14 protein-coding genes are annotated in these 21,105 nt (G+C 61.3%); all 14 read left to right on the top strand.

All coding sequences use genetic code 11. The features are described 5' to 3' along the window. Positions 1–9: 9 nt before the first annotated feature. The 14 genes from flgJ to NLX68_RS14925 all read left to right on the top strand — a co-directional run bounded on the left by flgJ (position 10) and on the right by NLX68_RS14925 (position 21,097). A complete protein-coding gene (gene flgJ, locus NLX68_RS14990; protein ID WP_036994312.1) occupies positions 10–1,209 on the top strand; it encodes a flagellar assembly peptidoglycan hydrolase FlgJ in 1,200 nt (399 codons plus the stop codon). Between the two features lie 10 nt (positions 1,210–1,219). Then, on the top strand, positions 1,220–3,256 hold the full coding sequence (gene flgK / locus NLX68_RS14985) for a flagellar hook-associated protein FlgK (RefSeq protein ID WP_254284608.1): 2,037 nt from the start codon (positions 1,220–1,222) through the stop codon (positions 3,254–3,256). Positions 3,257–3,269: 13 nt separating this feature from the next. Next, a complete protein-coding gene (locus NLX68_RS14980) occupies positions 3,270–4,838 on the top strand; it encodes a flagellar hook-associated protein 3 (RefSeq protein WP_254284607.1) in 1,569 nt (522 codons plus the stop codon). Between the two features lie 71 nt (positions 4,839–4,909). Beyond that, entirely contained in the window at positions 4,910–8,464 is a 3,555-nt protein-coding gene (locus NLX68_RS14975; RefSeq protein WP_254284606.1) for a glycosyltransferase, read from the top strand. A gap of 71 nt (positions 8,465–8,535) precedes the next feature. Beyond that, the gene (locus tag NLX68_RS14970) at positions 8,536–11,322 is read left to right on the top strand and encodes a glycosyltransferase (RefSeq protein WP_254284605.1); all 2,787 of its coding nucleotides are present in this window, start codon (positions 8,536–8,538) and stop codon (positions 11,320–11,322) included. A 352-nt stretch (positions 11,323–11,674) separates the two neighbouring features. Beyond that, a complete protein-coding gene (locus tag NLX68_RS14965; RefSeq protein ID WP_010224984.1) occupies positions 11,675–12,604 on the top strand; it encodes a ketoacyl-ACP synthase III in 930 nt (309 codons plus the stop codon). 439 nt (positions 12,605–13,043) lie between these two features. Beyond that, entirely contained in the window at positions 13,044–13,892 is an 849-nt protein-coding gene (locus tag NLX68_RS14960; protein WP_254284604.1) for a flagellin domain-containing protein, read from the top strand. Between the two features lie 71 nt (positions 13,893–13,963). Beyond that, positions 13,964–14,329 (top strand): flagellar protein FlaG, encoded by a 366-nt coding sequence (locus NLX68_RS14955; RefSeq protein ID WP_254284603.1) that lies wholly within the window; start codon positions 13,964–13,966, stop codon positions 14,327–14,329. 76 nt (positions 14,330–14,405) lie between these two features. After that, complete coding sequence (gene fliD / locus NLX68_RS14950) at positions 14,406–15,812, top strand: flagellar filament capping protein FliD (protein WP_254284602.1); 1,407 nt, start codon at positions 14,406–14,408, stop codon at positions 15,810–15,812. A 135-nt stretch (positions 15,813–15,947) separates the two neighbouring features. Next, positions 15,948–16,343 carry a flagellar export chaperone FliS gene (fliS, locus tag NLX68_RS14945; RefSeq protein ID WP_010224988.1) on the top strand — a complete coding sequence of 132 codons (396 nt, stop codon included), beginning with the start codon at positions 15,948–15,950 and terminating at the stop codon, positions 16,341–16,343. A 13-nt stretch (positions 16,344–16,356) separates the two neighbouring features. Next, a complete protein-coding gene (locus tag NLX68_RS14940) occupies positions 16,357–16,653 on the top strand; it encodes a flagellar assembly protein FliT (protein ID WP_010224989.1) in 297 nt (98 codons plus the stop codon). 170 nt (positions 16,654–16,823) lie between these two features. Then, positions 16,824–18,299, top strand: coding sequence for a transcriptional regulator FleQ (gene fleQ, locus NLX68_RS14935; RefSeq protein ID WP_254284601.1), 1,476 nt, complete (start codon positions 16,824–16,826; stop codon positions 18,297–18,299). Between the two features lie 204 nt (positions 18,300–18,503). After that, the gene (locus NLX68_RS14930) at positions 18,504–19,718 is read left to right on the top strand and encodes a PAS domain-containing sensor histidine kinase (protein ID WP_254284600.1); all 1,215 of its coding nucleotides are present in this window, start codon (positions 18,504–18,506) and stop codon (positions 19,716–19,718) included. Continuing rightward, positions 19,715–21,097, top strand: a complete 1,383-nt coding sequence (locus NLX68_RS14925; protein ID WP_254284599.1) for a sigma-54 dependent transcriptional regulator — start codon at positions 19,715–19,717, stop codon at positions 21,095–21,097. The genes NLX68_RS14930 and NLX68_RS14925 overlap by 4 nt, the downstream gene beginning before the upstream one ends. The last annotated feature ends 8 nt before the right edge of the window (positions 21,098–21,105 follow it).

Here is a 21,105-nt window from a genome sequence, read left to right as displayed (position 1 = left end):
GGGCGGACCATGGATATGCCGAAAAGCGCCTTCAATGCTGCCGACAGTGGCGCCTACACCGACCTCAATCGCCTGAATTCGCTGAAGGTCGGCGATCGCGACAGCGACGCCAACCTGCGCAAGGTGGCCCAGGAATTCGAGTCGCTGTTTCTCAACGAGATGCTCAAGTCGATGCGCTCGGCCAGCGATGTGCTGGCCAAGGACAACCCGCTCAATACCGAGACCACCAAGCAGTACCAGCAGATGTACGACCAGCAACTGGCGGTGAGCATGTCCCGCGAGGGTGGTGGTATCGGCTTGCAGGAAGTGCTGATGCGTCAGCTGTCCAAGCAGAAGGCCAGTGCCGCGAGCAACAACAGCCCGTTCCCGCGGGTGGATATCCAGCAGCGTCCGTTGTGGGCGGCCAAGGTGGCCGAGCCTGAGCGCGGTGAACACGCCACAGCCGCACGCAACGACATGGCCGCACTCAATTCGCGGCGCCTGGCGCTGCCGGGCAAGCTGACCGATCGCCTGCTGGCCGGCATCGTGCCGTCGGCCGGTGCCGCCGCAGCCACCACCAACACCGCGGCCTTGCCGCAGCGCACCACGGCGATGACCGATGCCGTGGTCAAGGGTGACTGGCAGTCGGCGCAGAGTTTTGCCGCGCCGGGCTCGATGCGCATCTATGGTCGTGCCGTGGCCCAGCCGCCATTGGCGCCGGCCAAGCGCGCATTCGGCTCCTCCGATGAATTCGTCGCCACCATGCTGCCGATGGCCGAGCAAGCCGCCAAGCGCATCGGTATCGATCCGCGCTACCTGGTGGCCCAGGCTGCGCTGGAAACCGGCTGGGGCAAGTCGGTCATGCGTCAGGCCGATGGCAGCAGCAGCCACAACCTGTTCGGCATCAAGGCCACCGGCAACTGGCAGGGCGGCCAGGCGCGGGCGATCACCAGCGAGTTCCGCGACGGCCAGTTCGTCAAGGAGACCGCAGCGTTCCGTTCCTACGACTCCTACCAGGACAGCTTCCATGACCTGGTCAGCCTGCTGCAGAACAACGCGCGCTATAAAGAAGCGGTGAAGTCGGCCGATAAGCCAGAACAGTTTGTGCGGGAGCTGCAGAAGGCCGGGTACGCAACCGACCCGGACTACGCCAGCAAGATTTCGCAGATCGCAAAACAGATGAAGTCGTACGAGAGCTATGCGGCTGTCGGTACTACAACGAAACTATAAGGTTTGAACCATGGCGAGTTTGATCAATATCGGCTTATCCGGTGCCAGCAATGCCCAATCCGGCATGCACACCACGGGTAACAACATCACCAACGTCGATACCGCCGGTTACTCGCGCCAGCAGAATATCCAGAGCGCAAAAGGCTCGATTCGCGAAGGCCATGTGTTCATCGGAACCGGTACCACCCTGGCGGACGTGCGCCGGGTGTACAACAACTTCCTGGAAAACCAACTGCGGACCACTTCGTCGCTGAGCAGCGACAGCAATGCCTATCTGGACCAGATCGGGCCGATCGACAAACTCCTGTCGGACAAGGACACCGGTGTTACCGGTGCCCTGAAAAGCTTCTTCTCGTCGCTGCAAAATGCCGCGGCCAAACCTACAGAAGATGCTTCGCGGCAGTTGCTGCTGACCAGTGCCCAGGCCCTGAGCAAGCGCTTCAATACCATCGCCGCGCAGCTCAACCAGCAAAACAGCAACCTCAACGGCAACCTGTCGTCGATGAGCACCCAGGTCAACAACCTGACCTCGGCCATTGCCCAGTACAACGACCAGATCTCGCGGGTCTCGGTGGTGCAGGGCAGCCCCAACGACCTGCTCGACAAGCGCAACGAAGCGGTGCGCCAGCTCAGCGAGCTGGTGGGCGTGGATGTGACCGAGCGCGAAGGCAACCTGGATGTCTACCTGAAAAATGGCCAGTCTCTGGTGTTGGGTACGAGCACCAATACCCTGTCCACGGTCGCCAGCCCGACCGATCCGACGCGGATGAACCTGCAGCTCAATCGCGGTACTACCAAGATCGACATCACCGCCAGCGTCACCGGTGGTGAAATCGGCGGCGTGCTGCGCTACCGCACCGATGTGCTCGACCCGAGCCTGAACGAGCTGGGTCGGGTCGCGCTGGTGGTTGCCGATCAGATCAACAGCCAGTTGGCCCAGGGTATCGACAAGAACGGCAACTTCGGCGCGTCGATGTTCAATGACATCAACAGCGCGGCCCTGATCAGCCAGCGTAGCATTGCCAAGGCCGGGAACAGTGCAGGCTCGGGCAACCTTGATGTGACTATCAAGAACACCGGCAAGCTGACCACCAGCGACTATCAGGTGACCTTCACCAGCGCTACCGGCTACAGCGTCAAGAAACTGCCTGACGGTACCGACATGGGGACCTTCGACCTTAACGACAATCCGCCCAAGGTGATCGATGGCTTTAGCCTGAACCTCAATGGCGGTGCGGTGCAGGCCGGCGATTCGTTCAAGATCACCCCGACCCGCGGGGCGGCCGGCAGCATCGATACCGTGCTCACCGATCCCAAGCGCATTGCCCTGGCGGCGTCGCTCAATGCCACCAGTGGCGCGGGTAACCAGGGGACCGGGATCATCGGCCAGCCCAACCTGACGTCCAAGCTGGATATCTACGATTCGACCCAGCGCCTGGCGCTGGAGAACGGTCTGAAGTACTCGACGCCGGTCAAGCTGGTGTTCGGCGATGAGAAGACCGTCCCGCAGACCTACACCGTGCACAACGCCAAGGGTGACCCGATCGCGAGCGGGACCATCATTCCGGGGCAGGAAAACAAGCTGCAGATCAACGTGCCAATCGTCGATGCCAATGGCAACGCCGTCACGCCGGCGGCGACCTTCAGCTTCGACATGACCGTGGCCGGTGCGCCGAAGAAGGGTGACAACTACACCGTGGCCATGACCGGTGCCGGCTCTGCCGACAACCGCAACGGCCAGGCGGTCATCGACCTGCAGACCAAACAGACCATCGACCTGGGCGATAACGGCAGGGGCGTCAGTTTCACCGATGCCTACGGCAAGCTGGTCGAGAACGTTGGCGGCAAGACTGCCCAGGCCAAGCTCGACAGCGATGCGACCGGCGCCCTGCGCAAGTCGGCCAGCGAAGCCAGTAACTCGGTGTCGGGTGTCGACCTGGATGAAGAGACCGGCAACCTGATCAAGTACCAGCAGTACTACACGGCCTCGTCGCAGATCATCAAGATCGCCCAGGAAACTTTCAGCACGCTGATCAACAGCCTTTAAGGAGACGTAGACCGTGCGTATCTCTACCGCCCAGTTCTATAACAACAGTACTTCGAACTATCAGCGTAACTTCGCCAAGGCTGTCGAATCCCAGCAGCAAGCCAGTGACATGCTGCGCATCCGCACTGCCGCCGATGATCCGGTCGGCGCTGCTCGCCTGCTGCAACTCGAGCAGCAAAGCAACATGATCGACCAGTACAGCGGCAACATCGCCAGCCTTCGCAGCAGCCTGAGCACCTCTGAAACCACCCTCAACAGCGTTACCAACGTGCTGGCGCGGGTAAAGGAGCTGGCGATCAGCTCCGGCAGCGGCAGCATGACCGACAAGGATCGCCTGGCCAACGCGCAAGAGCTGACCCAGCTCGAAGAGCAGCTGTTCAGCCTGATGAACAGCCGCGACGAGAACGGCAAGTACATCTTCTCCGGCTCCCGTGGCGATACCAAGCCGTTCGAACGCAACGCCGATGGCACGTACTCGTACAAGGGTGACCAGGGCACCACCAGCCTGCAGGTTGGCGACATGCTCAGCGTTGCTTCCAATGAGAGCGGCTACAGCGTCTTCGAACAAGCGCTCAATACCAGTCGCAGCCAGACTACGATGACCGCGCCGACCCCGAATGACGGACGCGTGAGCCTGTCCAATGGCCAGGTGTCGGGCAGCACCATCTATAACGACCGCTTCCGCAGTGGTGAACCGTACACGATCGAATTCACCAGCAGCACCCAGTTCAAAGTCACTGACGCCGGTGGTAACGACGTGACGCTGGAAGCCAGCAAGGGCGGTACCTTTGATCCCAAGGGTGACGACGACTACATCAGCTTCCGCGGTGTCGACCTGCGCCTGGGCATTACCTTCAAGCCGGGCGATGAAGCCAACCCGGATGCCGCCATCGCCGGGCATACCTTCACCCTGGGCTCGAAGCCGGACGAGATCGGCGGCTCGCGCAGCCCGGGTAACACCTCCATGGCCCAGCTGGGCAACGTGGTGATTGGCGACAAGGCCAAGTATGACGCCGCATTCCCAGGCGGTGGCGCGGTCATCAAGTTCAAGACCGCCACCACCTTTGATGTCTACGCTCAGCCGATGACCGCCGACAGCCGGCCCTTGGGCAGCGGCGATACAACGGTCAGCCCGACGCGGGTCATGGGTGTCGACTTCTCGTTCAGCGGCGCACCGGCAACGGGCGACCAGTTCTCGGTGCAGGTCAACAACCACCAGAACCAGAACGTCCTGGACACCATCAAGCAGTTGCGTACCGCGCTGGAAAGCCCGGTCGACAAGGATCCGGTCGCGCGTCAGAACTTCCTCGCGTCGATGGACTCGGCCATTGCCAACCTGGCCAGTGCAGCGGACAAGGTCGCTGAATCGATCAGTTCGGTCGGTGGGCGCGGCGCGGCGCTGGACGTCCAGGCGGAGACCAACGAAGCGCTGCAATCGGCCAATACCATCACGCAGAGTTCGATCCGTGAAGCCGATCCGGCTGAAGTGCTGATTCGTCTGAACCTTCAGCAGAACATGCTGCAAGCCTCGCAGTTGGCCTTCAGCAAGCTTGCCGGACTTGGCTTGTTCAACCGCCTCTGATTGATCCTTTCGCGTTGTATTCACCCGGGTGACGCCAGCCGTCACCCGGGGCCTTCTCCAGGTCTGTCCTCATGAACCAACTGCCTCTCGTCAGCATCGTCATTCCCGCCTTCAATCCCGAATTCCTGACCCGCACCCTGATCAGTGCCATCTCCCAGCGTTACTCCAATCTTGAGGTGATTGTCTGTGATGACAGTCAGGGCGACGAGATCAAGGCCATTTTCGATGAGTGGGCCGGGCAGGCGAGCTGTGAGCTGCGCTATGTACGCAACCCGCGCACCCTGGGGTTTGCCCGTAACTTGCTGAGCGGCCTGGCGCAGGCGCGCGGGGCCTTCATCAAGTTTCTTTGCGATGATGACTGGCTGGTCGACGGCTGTATCAGCCAGCAGGCACAGACGCTGATCGATTGCCCGCAAGTCAGCCTGGTGGTCAACCATCGGCTGATCTGCGCCGCTGATGAAACGCTGCTGCCGCCGCGTCCGGCCAACTGTCTGCTGTCGCAGTGCAGCGCGGTGATCAAGGGTGGGGACTTGCTTGAGGCCATCGAGGCCAACGTGTCGAACCTGTTCGGGGGTATCAGTCATGCCCTGATGCGTCGTGATCAGGTGCAAGAGCTCTTGCCAATGCTGGTCGAGGAGGGTGGTTTCCAGGCGCGCCTGGATTTCGCCCTGTTCATCTGCTTGTTGCGCCGCGGTCACCTGGGGTATCTGGTCTCGTTACTCAGCATGGAGCGGATGCATCCAGGGCGTTTGAGCAACCATGCGAGCATGACCCTGGCGTTCAAGAGTGAAACCGAATGGCTTTCGCAGATGCTGCTCTCGCGCACCAGCGAGCCGGCGCCAGCGGCCGGCTGGTTGCGCTTCAAGCCGATCGAGGAATACCAGGCTGGTGAAGAACAGGACTGGGAAGAGTTCGAGCTGACGCGGTTCTATGCCGGGCAGATTGCCGGGTTCCAGCAGCAGGTGGGTACGTACAGTACGAGCTTTGCCGAGCTCTATAGCGAGTGGCTGAGTTGCCGCACGCTGTCGCCGGCTCAGACCCGTTTGTTGCCCAAGCGTATCGAGCAATGGCCACTGCAGCCGCGCATCGCCGTGGTGGTCTTCGATCCCCAGGATAATGCATCGGCGCTGAAAGCGACCTTGGCCAGCGTTGGCGAGCAGTCTTATGCCGCCAGCCAGGTCTGGGTTTTCGGTACTGGCCTGGCGCACCCCGGGGTCGAACATATTGCCTTGCGCGGCAACGCTTTCGAGCAACTCAACCAGCGCCTTGTGCAGGCCAATGGCGTTGACTGGATCTTCCTGCTGCAAGCGGGTGATCGCCTGCATCCGCATGCCCTGGTGATCATGGCCGAGCGCATGGCCCTGCATGCTGACCGCTATTGCCTGTACACCGATGAGGGTACCGACGATGGCCTGCAGGCTGGCCAGCCCATTTTCAAGCCGGACTTCAACCTCGACCTGATGCGCACCTTCCCCTATGTCGGGCGCATGCTGGCTTTCGAGCGAAACCGCTTGCTTGAAGTGGGCGGGTTTGCCACCGAATTCGAAGGTTTGGCACCTCAAGACATGCTCTGGCGGCTGGTCGAAGCCCATGGCTTGCACGTTGTCGAGCATGTCGCCGAGCTGCTGGTGCAATGCCGTGACGGTTATGCCCAGTGGCAGGTCGATCCAGGCTGCATAGACCAGGCACCCAAGGTCCTCAAGGCGCATCTGCAGCGCCTGGGGGTAGCTGCCGAGGTGATCAGTGCCGAGGGCTCGATGCTTGCCCGGGTTCAGTATCTGCATGAGCAGACCCCTCTGGTGTCAGTCCTCATCGCTGCCGGGCAGGATTTGCGTGCCCTGATACGCTGCGTCGAATCGATATTCGAACATACCGCCTACGCGAATTATGAAGTGTTACTGGCAGTCACTGGTGATGAGCCTGCGGATGTCCAGGGATGGCTCGAGGCCATGCGTCACCTTGGTAGCGATCAGTTGCGGATCGTGCCGGTGGTCGCCAAAGCTGGCCCGCAGATGTTCAACCAAGCCAGTGAGCACGCCCAGGGCAGTTATCTGTTGCTGACCGATGTCGGTAGCGTGTTCTTCGACAAGTACTGGCTGAATGAAATGCTTGCCCAGGCCCAGCGCCCGGAAGTGGGGGTGGTAGGGCCCAAGCAGGTCAGCACGGCAGGCTTTGTAGCGAATGCCGGGCTGGTGCTCGGTTTGTATGGGGCGGCCAGCACGCCATTCGTTGGTCAGTCGTCCGATTCCAGTGGCTACATGAATCGGCTGATTGCCGTGCAGAACCTGAGTGCGGTGAGTGCCGATTGCCTGCTGGTGCGTCGGGAAATCTTCGCTGAGCTTGGGGGGCTGGATGCCGCGGCGTTCGAGTCCACGCTGTTCGACGCCGACTTGTGCCTGCGGGTTCGCAACCATGGCTATCTGGTGGTCTGGACCCCGTATGCACTGATCGCCCGGCTGCCTGTTGCTGGGCTGTCGAGCCCGGTGCGCAAGGAACATGACCAAGACGCCTTCTATGAGCGCTGGTTGCCGAAAGTGGCCAATGACAGCGCCTACAACCGCAACCTCAGCCTGAGAATGTCCAGCTACAACCTCGACCCTGGGTTACGCAGCGGTTGGGATCCGTTCAGCAAACGCATCCTGCCGTATGTGATGGCACTGCCGATCAACAACACTGCCGTTGGCCATTACCGCGTCGCGCAGCCCTTTACCGAGCTGGAGAACGCTGGCTGGATCCAGGGGCAGATGGACTACGGAACGCCAAACACGATTGCGCTGGGGCGTCATCAACCCGACGTAATGATTCTGCAGTGTCGCTACATGCCGCGCTCACTTGAGGATTTTGAGCGAATCAAGCGCTTCTCCAATGCGCGGCGCATCTACGAGATCGACGATTACATCATTGATGTGCCGAAGAAGAACGCGCACGCCCGCCACATGCCGGGCAACATGCGTGAAATGGTCAGCCGCGGGATTGCCCTGTGCGATCGGGTGGTGGTGTCGACCGCGCCGCTGGCCGATGCCTTGTCGAGCATGCACCACGATATTCGCGTGGTGCCGAACATGCTCGCCTCGCACCTGTGGAGCGGACTGAAAAGTCGCCGGCAGACCTCGATCAAGCCGCGCGTGGGCTGGGCCGGCGGCACCAGTCACCGCGGCGACCTGGAACTGATCGCCGACGTGGTCAAGGCGCTGGCCGACGAGGTGGACTGGGTGTTCTTCGGCATGTGTCCGGACCTGCTGCGGCCCTATATCAAAGAGTTTCATAGCGGTATCGCGCTGGCCTATTACCCGCAAAAACTTGCCGGCCTCAACCTGGACCTGGCAGTGGCGCCGCTGGAGTCGAACCTGTTCAACGACTGCAAGAGCAACTTGCGCCTGCTTGAATATGGCGCCTGCGGTTTTCCGGTGGTGTGTGCCGATACCAAGGCGTACCAGGGCTACCTGCCTTGCACCCGGGTGTTGGGTAATTCGCCGCAGGCGTGGCTGGAGGCGATACGCATGCACCTGGCCGATCCGCAGGCCAGCTATCGCATGGGGGATGAACTGCGCGAGGTCGTGTTGCGCGACTACGTGTTGACCCAGGACAACCTGCAGCATTGGGCCAACGCCTGGTTGGCCGATTGATGAATGCGGCCGGCAATTGTGCCGGCCCGAACCAGAACAACGAGAGTATTGGGTGCGCTATGGGCGAAAAAATGATCGATTCGACTGCCGGGGCGCAAGACCTCAGTATCGTACTGCTGGGCCAAGGCGACGCCATTTACCGTGAGCGCGCCGGCTACTACTACCGGCAGAACTTCCCGGGCCATGCGCTGTTCGAGGTTGCGGTGCAAGGCGTCGATGCCGAGGGCTGGCAGGCGCAACTGCTCGATACCCTGGAGCGCTTGAGCACACCGTTCGTGGTATTGACGCCAGACAGCGACTTTCTCCTGGCCGATGCCACTGCATCGCTGGTGCAGTCTCTGCGCGATGCCCCGCACTGCCTGATGGCCCACGGCTACGCGCTGGGTTACCGGCCTGGTAACAGTGAAGTTGCCTACCACAAGCTGGGTGGCGCGATTGCGCCGGCGGCGGTGGTCGGCGACGCATGCGAGCGTATTGCCCTGTACGGTGACAACGGGCTGCAGGCCTGGCGCTCGGTCGTCAGGGTCGAGGCCTTGAAAGCGTTGCTGCGCAGTGTGCCGGTGGACCTGGGCTTCGAAGCCTGGTGTGTGGCGGTGTCCTTTGGCCTGCTGGCCCAAGGTGTGGCCAAGCTCGTCGAGCAAACCACCCTGGTCGCCGAGTACAGTCCCTCTGCGCTTTCGCAGCTTGCACGCGAAGAGCGGCAGGCCCTGGCCGTGCGCCAGATTCGTCAGTGGGATGCCCAGCAGGGCACGGTGTGCGCCGATGCCAAGGGCTTTGAGGCGCTGACGGCATTCGTCGCCAGCACCTGGGCGGGGCTCGAGGCGCCGCGTGTGGTCACCTCGCGCTGGATCAGCATAGTGGCTGCGCCGCAGTGCGTATTCGAACCTGTGCAGTATGTCGAGATGCCGTACTACACCGCGCCGCTGTTCGAGCAGTTGCGTCAGCTGGAGTTTTTCCTCCACGCCTGGCCGGCTGGCAAGGTTCACACTGAGGCGCTGGAGGGGGTCTGGGTCCAGCAGCAGGCGCTGATGGTCCGGCATCCGAATGACAGCGCTGAAAGTCTCAAGGCGCGTTATTGGCAGGCCTTTGAGCTGGGCGTTTTCAATCCGGGCGTCTGCCACAACCTGCTCGGTGCATTGGGCAGTGACGAAGAGCAGGACTTCGTCCCCCATCTGCACCACTGGGTGGCGCAGCTCGATGAGTTGCCGGCGACCGATCTGCAAGCACGGCTGGCGGCATCACCTTCGGGGCAAGTGCTCGCGGCCATTGCTGCTGCAACCCCGGACAGCGACGCTCGTCAGCGTATTGAGGCCCACCTGGGCTCGATCCAGTCGCCACAGATCGCCTTCCTGGTGGTGGATCTGGAGAACAACGACACGGCCCTGCAAGCCACCTTCGACAGCTTGCTGGCCAGCGGTTTGCGTGATTTCAAGATAGTGGTGTTCAAGGCCGGTGCGTTGCCCGCCATTACCACTGCCAAGGATACGCTGCATTTCATCCGCGTCACTGCCAGCAACCTGGTCGCTCACCTCAATCAGGTGGTGGAGCAGTTGTCCAGTGCCTGGCTGCTGCAACTGCAGGCGGGTGATGTACTGGCGCCAGGCGGGCTGTTGCGTCTGCAGGTGGAGTTGTCTGCGGCGCAAGCCTGCCAGGCCATCTGTGCCAATGAAGTCCAGCGCGATGAGCAGGGCCGCTTGCTCAGTGTGGTGCGTCCGGGGGCCAACCTGGACCTGTTGCGCGCGCGTCCGGACTTGATGTCTCGCCACTGGCTGGTGCGTCGGCAAAGCCTTGTCGAGCTGGGTGGCTACAGCGAAACCTGCCAGGCGGCGCTGGAGTTCGATGTCCTGCTGCGCCTGATTGAGCGCAATGGCGTTGCAGGCCTGGCCCATCTGGATGAGTACCTGGTCATCGGCCAGCAGGCGGGCGAGGCGATGCAGGCCGACGCGCAGGCAACGCTCAAGCGCCACTTGAGCGTGCTCGGTTACCGGGGGCAGGTCAGTGAGGGGCGAGATGGCGCCTTGCAGATCGATTTCCGTCACCCGACCACCCCTCAGGTCAGCATTCTGCTGTCGATCGACTCTGACCTTGAGCAGCTCAAGCGCAGCTTGGCGAGCATCGTCCAGCGGACCCGCTATGCCCGCTACGAAGTGATCGTAATGACCGATGCAGCCAGCGCTGAAGCGACGGCGGCAAGCCTTGGCAGCCTCCAGGGGCTGGGTGGCCGGGTGAAGTTGATGGCCAGTGAGTTCGCCGGCACCCGCGCGCAAATGGTCAAGATGGCGGCCAAGCAGGCCCAGGGTGAGTACCTGGTGCTGATGTCCAGCCGCTGCCAGGTGGTGACGCCGGCCTGGATTGAAGCCTTGCTCAACCAGGCGCAGCGCCCTGAAGTGGGGGTCGTGGGTTGCCAGATGCATGATGCCGATGGCTTGATCACCCATGGCGGCTATGAGCTGTTGGCCAGCCGGCAGGTGCGTGGGGCCTGGCAAGGCGTGGCGCGCCAGGCCGCTGTGGCGGCGCTGGGGCTGGCGGCGGTGCGCAGTTGCCAGGCGGTATCCGATGATTGCCTGATGATCGGCAAGGCGTTGCTTGAGCAGTGCGCTGGCCTGGATGCCATTGAAGGGGCCGATGTCGATCTGTGCCTGAAGGTCGGCCAGGCCGGTCAGCTGGTACTGTGGACACCGCAAGCGCAAATGCTCAATGCGGGTGTGCCGACCCTGGACGCACAGGCGCTGAGCGCACGCTGGCCCGCCGCGTTCAGCACTCGGGTAGTGGTCGATGTGCGCAACGCGGTCGATATCTCGCGTTCGCCAACGGTCGGCAAGCCGGCTGAGCTGGAGTGGTTGGCCGAACTGGCCTGAACACCGTGTACAGGAGCCGGGTCATAGACCCGGCTTTTTTTTTGCTGTTCGCAGCAGCAGGCAGTCGGGGTGCAATGCCCCGCGCACATGCTGGCTGACAATGTTGCACATACGCCTTGGACTTCTGCGCGACACCTCACCTTTCCCTGCTGTTTGGCCTGGTTTTTCCGGTTGGCCGTCGCTTTGTATTGAGTAATGATTGCGCAACAGTGACTTGGCAGTCGAAACGGGCATCTTTAATCTATTGAGTCGTCGGGCGGTACTGGCGAGCGGGGTCTGCGCAGGCTCGCAACACCCCGGGTTATCCGGTTCCAGTGCCCGTGAAAATCCGCATATCTATCGGGAAGCCACAATGATTGGCATCAAAAGCATTGCGAGTTACGTACCTGTCGAGGGTGTGGACAACTACGCCCAGGGTGCGAAGTTCGCCAAGGACCAAGAGTTCATTCTCGGCAAGATCGGTTCGACCTTCCTGCCGCGCAAAGAAGCAGGCCAGGAAACCTCCGACCTGTGTGTGGAGGCGGTCAAGGCCCTGTTCGCTGCCAATCCGAGCCTGGCGCCTGAGTCCATCGATGCCTTGATCGTCGTTACCCAGAATGGCGACGAAGAAGGGTTGCCGCACACCGCTGCCATCGTTCAGGACAAGCTCGGCCTGCCGACCCATGTCGCTGCCTTCGATATTTCCCTGGGCTGCTCGGGCTATGTCTATGGCCTCTACGCCATGAAAGGCTTCATGGAAGCAGCAGGGCTGAAAAACGGCCTGCTGATCACTGCTGACCCGTACTCCAAGATCGTCGATCCGGAAGATCGCAACACCACCATGCTCTTTGGTGATGCGGCGACCGTGACCTGGATGGGCGAGGGCGCCCCTTGGCAGCTGGGCAAGGCCAAGTTCGGTACCGATGGTGGTGGCGCCGCGCATCTGAAGGTCAGCGACGGGGTGTTCTTCATGAATGGCCGCCAGGTGTTCAACTTCGCCTTGCTCAAGGTGCCGGCGCACCTGCATGAGTTGCTGGGCGAAAGCCAGTTGGCACCGGCGGATATCGACCTGTTCTGCATTCACCAGGGCAGTGCGGCAATTGTCGATGCGGTGGCGCGTCGGTTCGAGGATGACCCGGACAAATTCGTCAAGGACATGGTCGAAACCGGTAATACCGTGTCGTCGAGCATTCCGCTGCTGCTGGAGAAGCATGTGCTGGGTTCGCAACACCAGCGCGTTGCCCTGAGCGGTTTTGGTGTTGGCCTGTCATGGGGTTCGGCGATCATCGAGCGCAAGGGTTGATATAGAGCCTTGCGGTAAAAAAGCGCTGCCGGTTTCACCGGTGGCGCTTTTTTTTGGGGGGGGCTTTACGGAATCCTGGGGACCATGATCCTTGGGTTGGGTTGTTCAGGCTGTGGACTTATCCATTCTGGAAGGGGCCGGCAGCAGCGCCATCCAAAATGGATAAGCCCGCAACCTCAACATCCCATCTCATCCCCAAAATCATAGTCCCCGAAATTCCGTGAAGAACCTTTTTTTCAAACCAGGTGTTGGCCAGTAAGCGATTTTTCTGGCGTCAAACCCTTGATTTCATTGGGGTGGCAGGGTGCCACTAAAAAATTTATAAAAAGCCCTAAAGCAACCGCGCCAGACGACGATAACTATTACGAAGGTTCTCTAGGCCACACCCGGCGGATGCCAGGGCCGGAAGCCGCAGTATCCCAAACACGAGGAATTCGTCATGGCATTAACCGTTAACACCAACACTACCTCCCTGGGCGTTCAGAAGAACCTGAACCGCGCTTCCGACGCTCTGAGCACCTCGATGAGCCGTCTGTCCTCCGGCCTGAAAATCAACAGCGCCAAAGACGACGCCGCCGGCCTGCAGATCTCTACCCGTATGACCTCGCAGATCCGCGGTCAGACCATGGCAATCAAAAACGCCAACGACGGTATCTCGATCGCCCAGACCGCTGAAGGCGCGATGCAAGAGCAGGTCAACATCCTGCAGCGTATGCGTGAACTGGCTCAACAGTCGCGAAACGACTCGAACGACGCGACCAACCGTACCTCGCTGGACGGCGAGTTCAAGCAGCTGACTGCGGAACTGACTCGTATCGCCCAGTCCACCCAGCTGAACGGCAAGAACCTGCTGGACGGTTCGGCTAGCGTCATGACCTTCCAGGTCGGTTCCAACACTGGTGGCGAAAACCAGATCAAGATGGACCTGACCGGCAAGTTCCTGGCCAGCGACCTGGGTATCACCAGCGCCATCACCATCGCCGGTAGCGACAGCGCCACTGCCGAAACCAACTTCTCGGCTGCCATGGTTGCAATCGACAAGGCCATCGGCACCATTGGTGACTCCCGCGCTGCATTGGGTGCTATTCAAAACCGTATGACCAGCACCATCAACAACCTGCAAAACATCAACGAGAACGCCGAAGCTGCTCGTAGCCGTGTACAAGATACCGACTTCGCCGCTGAAACTGCTCAGATGACCAAGCAGCAAACTCTGCAACAAGCTTCGACTTCGGTTCTGGCCCAGGCCAACCAACTGCCGTCGGCGGTACTGAAGCTGCTGGGCTAATCTCCTAGTGGTTATCGGCGGAGGAGTGCAACTATGGCACTCCTCCGCCTTTTGCATTGAGAGGTGGTGACATGGATATGAGTGTCAAGCTGAACCTGTCGTACCCGACGGTGAAGCCGGTCGAAGCGACCACCGAACGCCCTGCGGCGAAGCCCGTAGCGGGCGTTGAAGCCATCACGCCGGCCAAGGATGCTGCCGACAAAGGCTTGTCCGAAGCTGAGAAGGTGAAGAGCGCGGTCAAGGATATCGAGAAGTTCCTTGCTTCATCGCGACGTAACCTTGAATTTTCTACGGATGAAGAGTCCGGCCGAATTGTAGTTAAAGTCATCGCCAGTGAGACCGGAGAGCTGATCCGCCAACTTCCTTCGGAAGAGGCGTTGAAGATCGCTCACAGTCTGAGCGATGTAAACAGCCTGCTGTTCAACGTCAAGGTCTGAAGCTGACCTGGCAGTTGAGCAGCAAGTTCGCTAGCCTGGCAAGGCTGGGGCGGCGCGTAACCATGAGGGAGTAGTTATGGCGAGTACAATTTTACCGAGTGTCGGTCTGGGTTCCGGCGTAGACATCAACAAGATCGTTGATGTGCTCGTCAAGGCGGAAACCAATCCCAAGGCGAATCAGATCAAGCGCCAGACCGCCAACAACACGGCCATGCTTTCCGGGGTAGCGTCGCTCAAGAGTGCGCTTTCTGTGTACCAGGAAGCGATGAAAAAGCTCAACGATCCGAAGGCTCCGTCCTTCAACGCCTATACCGCGACCTCCAGTAGCGACGCCACGGTCAAGGCGACCTCGAACAATACCGCGGTACCGGGTACCTACTCGGTCCTGGTCGAAAAACTCGCCACCTCGTCCAAGGTGGCCAGTCAGAACTTTACCGGCGGTGCCAGCACGTCGATACCTGAAGGTGACCTGACCATCACCCAGGATGGCGTGACCCATACCGTGAAGGTTGGCCCAGGGGCGACCTTGCAGACGGTACGTGACTCGATCAACACCTCGTTGGCCGAGAAGGGCATCAGTGCCAACATCGTCAACGGCAAGGACGGCTCGCGCCTGGTGTTCAGTTCGACCAAGACCGGTGAGGGTACCGACATCTCGGTCGATGGCATTGCCGAGCTGAAGATCGACGGCACTGTCTCGATGGCGAGTAACGGTGCCGGCTATATCGACGGCGTTGCCCAGAGCGCCAAGCTGACCATCGATGGTCTGCCGGTTACCAGCAAGACCAATACCGTTGATGGTGCAATCAGCGGCATCAGCCTGGAGCTGCTCCAGGTCACCGGGCTTGATAAGGACAAGGCAATCAAGGTTACTGTCGGTGAAAACACCGAAGGCCTGAAGACATCGGTCAAGGCTTTTGTCGATGCCTACAATACGCTGGTCAAGGCCGCCAATGCGCTGAGCGCGGTGTCCAAGGATGCAGACGGCAAAACCGTACTCGGGCCGCTGACCAGCGATCCGACCACTCGCTCGCTGCTGTCCGAACTGCGCAAGCAGCTGTCTACCCCGTCGGGGGGTGGTCGCCTGACCACGCTCAGTCAGCTGGGTATCAATACGGCCAAGGACGGTACCCTGGAGTTCAACTCCACCAAGTACGACGCGGCGATGAAGGATAAAAAGCTCGGCCCTGACGTGCAGGAGCTGTTCACCGGCACCAATGGCGTGTTCGCGAACATGACCAAGGCTGTCGAGCCGTACCTGCAGACGGGCGGCATCCTCGACTCCCGCAAGGCCGGCCTGGACAAGCTGCAAAAGGACTTGTCCGATCAGCAACTGGCGCTTGACCGTCGTATCACCTCGCTCACCGAGTCGCTGACCAAGCGCTATGTGGCCATGGATACCCTGGTCGGCAAACTCGAGGCGCAGCGCAAGAACATCACCTCGATGTTCGCCTCGATCGAGGCGCAGCAGAAAAACTCCTGATTCAGCGCGGTCGCACAAGCCCGGCAGTATCCCTAGGGGGACTCCGGGCTTTTTGCCGTACACGCGCTAAAGTTTTTTGACGCGCAGGCGATACAAGCGGTATATGAAACCTTTTTTGTGGTGACGAGGTAGAGCATGAATCCGATGTTGGCCCTTCGGCAGTACCAGAAAGTCAACGGCGTGGCGCAGACCTCCGTGGCCAGCCCGCACCGTCTGGTACAGATGTTGATGCAGGGTGGTCTGGATCGAATCGCCCAGGCCAAGGGTGCCATGGCGCGCAACGATGTGGCCCAGCGCGGCATCCTGATCGGCAAGGCCATAGGTATCGTTGGTGGCCTGCGCGAAGGCCTGGACCTGGAAAACCATGCCGACTCGCTGACCGACCTGGATAATCTGTATTCGTACATGAGCAAGCGCCTGGTCGAGGCGAACGTGCAGAACGACCCGGAGATCCTCAACGAGGTGGCCCGGTTGTTGATTACTGTCAAGGAAGGTTGGGACGCTATCGGCGAGCAGCCCGCCGACGTCTGAACAGGAGATTGCCATGAGTGTCGTGCTCGAACGTATCGAACAAACCCGCGAGGCATTGCTCGGGGCCCTGGCCAGTCGCGACTGGGAGGCGATCAGCGAGCTCGACGTCAGTTGCCGTCTGTGTGTCGATGACGTGCTGGCCGAGGCGTCGGTCGATGAGCTGACGCTGCGCAGCAAGCTTGAAGAGTTGCTGGGCGTTTACAAGGAATTAATCGAGGTTGCAAGTGGGGAGCGTCAATCAATAGTCGATGAGATGATGCAGATCCGACAAGCCAAAAACGCGGCAAAGGTATACCATTTGTTCAGCTGAAACTGGGCAAAACAAAAAGCAGTGCGCCATAAATTTGACTATGTACGGTTTTTTGACTTAACTAGTGGCTGTTTTCTAATTTCAGACGTCCGAACACTGACCGTTCAGTCGGAATGATGTCGAGCTTGCCCTTACAAGGGCGCCGAGATGACTAGGGAAGTTGTTATTGCATGTGGCGTGAAACCAAAATTCTCCTGATCGATGACGATAGCGCTCGCCGCCGTGATCTGGCAGTAGTGTTGAATTTTCTTGGTGAAGAAAATTTGCCCTGCTCGAGCCATGATTGGCAGCAGGTTGTCGAGTCGTTGTCATCCAGTCGTGAAGTGCTCTGTGTCCTGATCGGGGCCGTAAATGCTCCGGCAAGTCTGATGGGCTTGCTTAAGACAGTGGCTGGGTGGGATGAGTTCCTTCCGGTTCTGCTTTTGGGCGAAATTTCTTCTGCCGAGTTGCCGGAAGACCTGCGCCGTCGCGTTCTCTCCAACCTTGAAATGCCGCCGAGCTACAGCAAATTGCTCGATTCGCTGCACCGTGCCCAGGTCTATCGCGAGATGTACGACCAGGCCCGCGAGCGCGGTCGCCAGCGCGAACCCAATCTGTTCCGCAGCCTGGTTGGTACCAGTCGGGCCATTCAGCACGTCCGGCAGATGATGCAGCAGGTGGCGGACACCGACGCCAGCGTGCTGATCCTCGGCGAGTCGGGGACCGGCAAGGAAGTGGTCGCGCGCAATCTGCACTACCATTCCAAGCGCCGCGAAGCGCCGTTCGTGCCGGTCAACTGCGGCGCGATTCCAGCCGAGCTGCTTGAAAGCGAACTGTTCGGCCACGAGAAGGGCGCCTTTACCGGGGCGATCACCAGCCGTGCCGGGCGTTTCGAGCTGGCCAATGGCGGTACCCTGTTCCTCGACGAGATCGGCGACATGCCGTTGCCGATGCAGGTCAAGCTGTTGCGCGTGCTGCAGGAGCGCACCTTCGAGCGCGTGGGCAGCAACAAGACCCAGAGCATCGATGTGCGCATCATCGCCGCGACCCACAAGAACCTCGAAAGCATGATCGAGGTGGGTACCTTCCGCGAAGACCTGTATTACCGCCTCAATGTCTTCCCCATCGAGATGGCCCCGCTGCGCGAGCGCGTCGAGGACATTCCGTTGCTGATGAACGAGCTGATCTCGCGCATGGAGCACGAGAAGCGCGGTTCGATCCGTTTCAACTCGGCGGCGATCATGTCGCTGTGCCGTCATGGCTGGCCGGGCAACGTCCGTGAGCTGGCCAACCTGGTCGAGCGCATGGCGATCATGCATCCGTACGGGGTCATCGGTGTGTCGGAGCTACCGAAGAAGTTCCGCTACGTCGACGACGAAGACGAGCAACTGGTCGACAGCCTGCGCTCGGACCTGGAAGAGCGCGTGGCTATCAATGGCCATACGCCGAACTTCGCCAGCCACGCCATGCTCCCGCCTGAAGGCCTGGACCTCAAGGACTACCTCGGTGGGCTTGAGCAGGGCTTGATCCAGCAGGCGCTGGATGATGCCAACGGTATCGTCGCCCGCGCCGCCGAGCGCCTGCGCATTCGCCGCACGACCCTGGTGGAGAAGATGCGCAAGTACGGCATGAGCCGTCGCGAGGGAGATGAACAGGCGGAGGATTGACGCCTGTGTCGCCATGATGAGTCGCGTAGCGCGCTCATCATGGCCAATAACCCTATCTTTCGAAGGGCTGTAACGCCCGCCCCATCGGCTTTTGCCAGCGCCCTGCAGCGTTGCTCGCAGCCACTCTGAAACTATCCGGCACGGCTATTGCTATATCGCTGACACCATACCGTTTTATGACGGTCAGTCACGCGAGAGAGCACGATGCCCCAGGTCGCCACCATCTCCTGTGTCCCTGAACCGAAGGGGCCGAACGCCGCCGAGCAGGAAAGCCGCCTCGGCCTTGAGCAGGCCTTTGCCTTGTTCGATCAGGTGTCCACCCGGCTCAGTGAGTCTTATAACCTGCTCGAAGCCCGGGTCACCGAACTCAAGGGTGAGCTGGCAGTGGTCAGTGCCCAGCGCATGGCCGAGCTTGCCGAGAAGGAGCGCCTGGCCAACCGTTTGCAGAACCTGCTCGACCTGTTGCCGGGCGGGGTCATTGTCATCGATGGCCTGGGTCGTGTGCGCGAGGCCAATCCAGCGGCCTGTGACCTGCTCGGCGAGCCGCTGGTGGGCGAGCTGTGGCGCCAGGTGATTGCCCGCAGTTTTGCCCCGCGCGAGGATGACGGTCACGAGGTGTCGCTGCGTGATGGCCGGCGCCTGTCGATCGCCACGCGCTCGCTGGATGCCGAGCCTGGGCAACTGGTACTGCTCAACGACCTGACCGAAACCCGTCGCCTGCAAGATCAACTGTCCCGGCACGAGCGCCTGTCGTCCCTGGGGCGCATGGTTGCCTCCCTGGCCCATCAGATTCGCACGCCGTTGTCGGCGGCCATGCTCTATGCCAGCCATCTGGCCGAGCAAAGCCTGCCGGTTGAAACCCAGCAGCGGTTTGCCGGCAGCCTCAAGGAGCGCCTGCATGAGCTGGAGCACCAGGTGCGTGACATGCTGGTGTTTGCCCGTGGCGAGTTGCCGCTGACCGATCGGCTGACACCCAAGGCCCTGTTCCAGGCGCTGCAGCAGGCGGCGCAGACCCATGTCCAGGGGCATGCCGTGCGCTGGCAGTGCGACGGCCACCTGGGCGAGTTGCTGTGTAATCGCGACACCCTGGTCGGCGCCCTGCTCAACCTGGTCGAAAACGCGGTGCAGGCCAGTGGCGAGCCTGCGCGGCTCAAGGTTCACCTGTACCGGCGCGAGCAGGTGTTGCACCTGTGCATCAGCGATGCCGGTGGCGGTATCGACAGCGCCTTGCTGGCGCGCCTGGGCGAACCGTTCCTGACCACCAAGGCCACCGGTACCGGGCTGGGCCTGGCGGTGGTCAAGGCGGTGGTGCGCGCCCATCAGGGCAGTTTGCAATTACGTTCGCGACCGGGTCGCGGCACCTGTGCCCGGATCAGCCTGCCGCTGATCGGCGCGCAGCAGGCGGAGACAGAGTCATGAAAGCAATCAAGGTGCTGCTGGTCGAAGACGACCGCGCCCTGCGTCAGGCATTGGCCGATACGCTTGAGCTGGGCGGCTTTGCCCACCAGGCTGTGGGCTCGGCCGAGGAGGCGCTGGAAGTGGTCGCCAACGAGGCGTTCAGCCTGGTGGTCAGTGATGTCAACATGCCGGGGATGGACGGGCATCAGTTGCTCGCCCTGTTGCGTGCTCGCCAGCCGTACTTGCCGGTGCTGTTGATGACCGCTCATGCCGCCGTCGAGCGTGCGGTCGAGGCCATGCGCCAAGGGGCGGCGGATTACCTGGTCAAGCCGTTCGAACCCAAGGCATTGCTTGAGCTGGTGGCGCGTCACGCCCTGGGGGTGGCCGGTGCCGCTGACGGCGAAGGGCCGGTGGCTCGCGAGCCGGCCAGTGCGCAGTTGCTGGAGCTGGCGGCGCGAGTGGCGCGCAGTGAGTCGACCGTATTGATCTCGGGCGAGTCCGGAACCGGCAAAGAGGTGTTGGCACGCTACATTCACCAGCAGTCGCCACGGGCCAATCAGCCGTTCGTGGCCATTAACTGCGCAGCCATCCCCGACAACATGCTCGAAGCGACCCTGTTCGGTCATGAGAAAGGCTCGTTCACGGGCGCGATTGCCGCCCAGGCCGGCAAGTTCGAGCAGGCCGACGGTGGCACCTTGCTGCTCGACGAGATTTCCGAGATGCCCCTGGGGCTGCAGGCCAAGCTGCTGCGGGTGCTGCAGGAGCGTGAAGTGGAACGGGTCGGTGGGCGCAAACCGATTGCCCTGGACATTCGCGTGGTCGCCACCACCAACCGCGACCTGGCGGGCGAAGTGGCGGCGGGGCGCTTTCGTGAGGACCTGTTCTATCGCCTGTCGGTGTTCCCGCTGGCCTGGAAGCCGTTGCGCGAGCGCAGCGCCGATATTCTGCCGCTGGCCGAACGCTTGCTGGCGCGCCACGTCAATAAAATGAAGCACGCGCCGGTGCGCCTGTCGGCCGAGGCGCAGGCCTGCCTGCAGGGCTATGCCTGGCCGGGCAATGTGCGCGAGCTGGACAACGCCATCCAGCGGGCCTTGATCCTGCAGCAGGGCGGGGTGATCGAAGCGGCGGATTTCTGTCTTGCCGGTGCCTTGCCGGTATTTGCCGCAACGCCCGTCATGGCGGTTGCGCCGGTCGAGGTTGAGGTCGAGGCCGCAGGCGGGTTGGGCGATGACATGCGCCGCCACGAATTCCAGATGATCGTCGACACCCTGCGCGCCGAGCGGGGCCGCCGCAAGGAGGCTGCCGAGCGCCTGGGTATCAGCCCGCGCACCCTGCGTTACAAGCTGGCGCAGATGCGTGATGCCGGCATGGATGTCGAGGCCAGCCTGTACGCGAGCTGACAGGGTGT

It is taken from the genome of Pseudomonas sp. SBB6 (assembly GCF_024213215.1).
Classification (GTDB): Bacteria; Pseudomonadota; Gammaproteobacteria; order Pseudomonadales; family Pseudomonadaceae; genus Aquipseudomonas; species Aquipseudomonas donghuensis.
The sequence above is the reverse complement of the archived record's forward strand: the minus strand, read 5'-3'. Positions and strand labels throughout refer to the sequence as shown.

What these genes read in the sequence shown, in the direction of transcription:
- NLX68_RS14975 (WP_254284606.1), top strand. Translation starts at nt 4,910, where the DNA reads ATGAACCAACTGCCTCTCGTCAGCATCGTCATTCCCGCCTTCAATCCC.
- NLX68_RS14930 (WP_254284600.1), top strand. Translation starts at nt 18,504, where the DNA reads ATGCCCCAGGTCGCCACCATCTCCTGTGTCCCTGAACCGAAGGGGCCG.
- NLX68_RS14970 (WP_254284605.1), top strand. Translation starts at nt 8,536, where the DNA reads ATGATCGATTCGACTGCCGGGGCGCAAGACCTCAGTATCGTACTGCTG.
- fliS (WP_010224988.1), top strand. Translation starts at nt 15,948, where the DNA reads ATGAATCCGATGTTGGCCCTTCGGCAGTACCAGAAAGTCAACGGCGTG.
- NLX68_RS14960 (WP_254284604.1), top strand. Translation starts at nt 13,044, where the DNA reads ATGGCATTAACCGTTAACACCAACACTACCTCCCTGGGCGTTCAGAAG.
- fleQ (WP_254284601.1), top strand. Translation starts at nt 16,824, where the DNA reads ATGTGGCGTGAAACCAAAATTCTCCTGATCGATGACGATAGCGCTCGC.
- NLX68_RS14955 (WP_254284603.1), top strand. Translation starts at nt 13,964, where the DNA reads ATGGATATGAGTGTCAAGCTGAACCTGTCGTACCCGACGGTGAAGCCG.
- flgJ (WP_036994312.1), top strand. Translation starts at nt 10, where the DNA reads ATGGATATGCCGAAAAGCGCCTTCAATGCTGCCGACAGTGGCGCCTAC.
- NLX68_RS14965 (WP_010224984.1), top strand. Translation starts at nt 11,675, where the DNA reads ATGATTGGCATCAAAAGCATTGCGAGTTACGTACCTGTCGAGGGTGTG.
- fliD (WP_254284602.1), top strand. Translation starts at nt 14,406, where the DNA reads ATGGCGAGTACAATTTTACCGAGTGTCGGTCTGGGTTCCGGCGTAGAC.
- flgK (WP_254284608.1), top strand. Translation starts at nt 1,220, where the DNA reads ATGGCGAGTTTGATCAATATCGGCTTATCCGGTGCCAGCAATGCCCAA.
- NLX68_RS14925 (WP_254284599.1), top strand. Translation starts at nt 19,715, where the DNA reads ATGAAAGCAATCAAGGTGCTGCTGGTCGAAGACGACCGCGCCCTGCGT.
- NLX68_RS14940 (WP_010224989.1), top strand. Translation starts at nt 16,357, where the DNA reads ATGAGTGTCGTGCTCGAACGTATCGAACAAACCCGCGAGGCATTGCTC.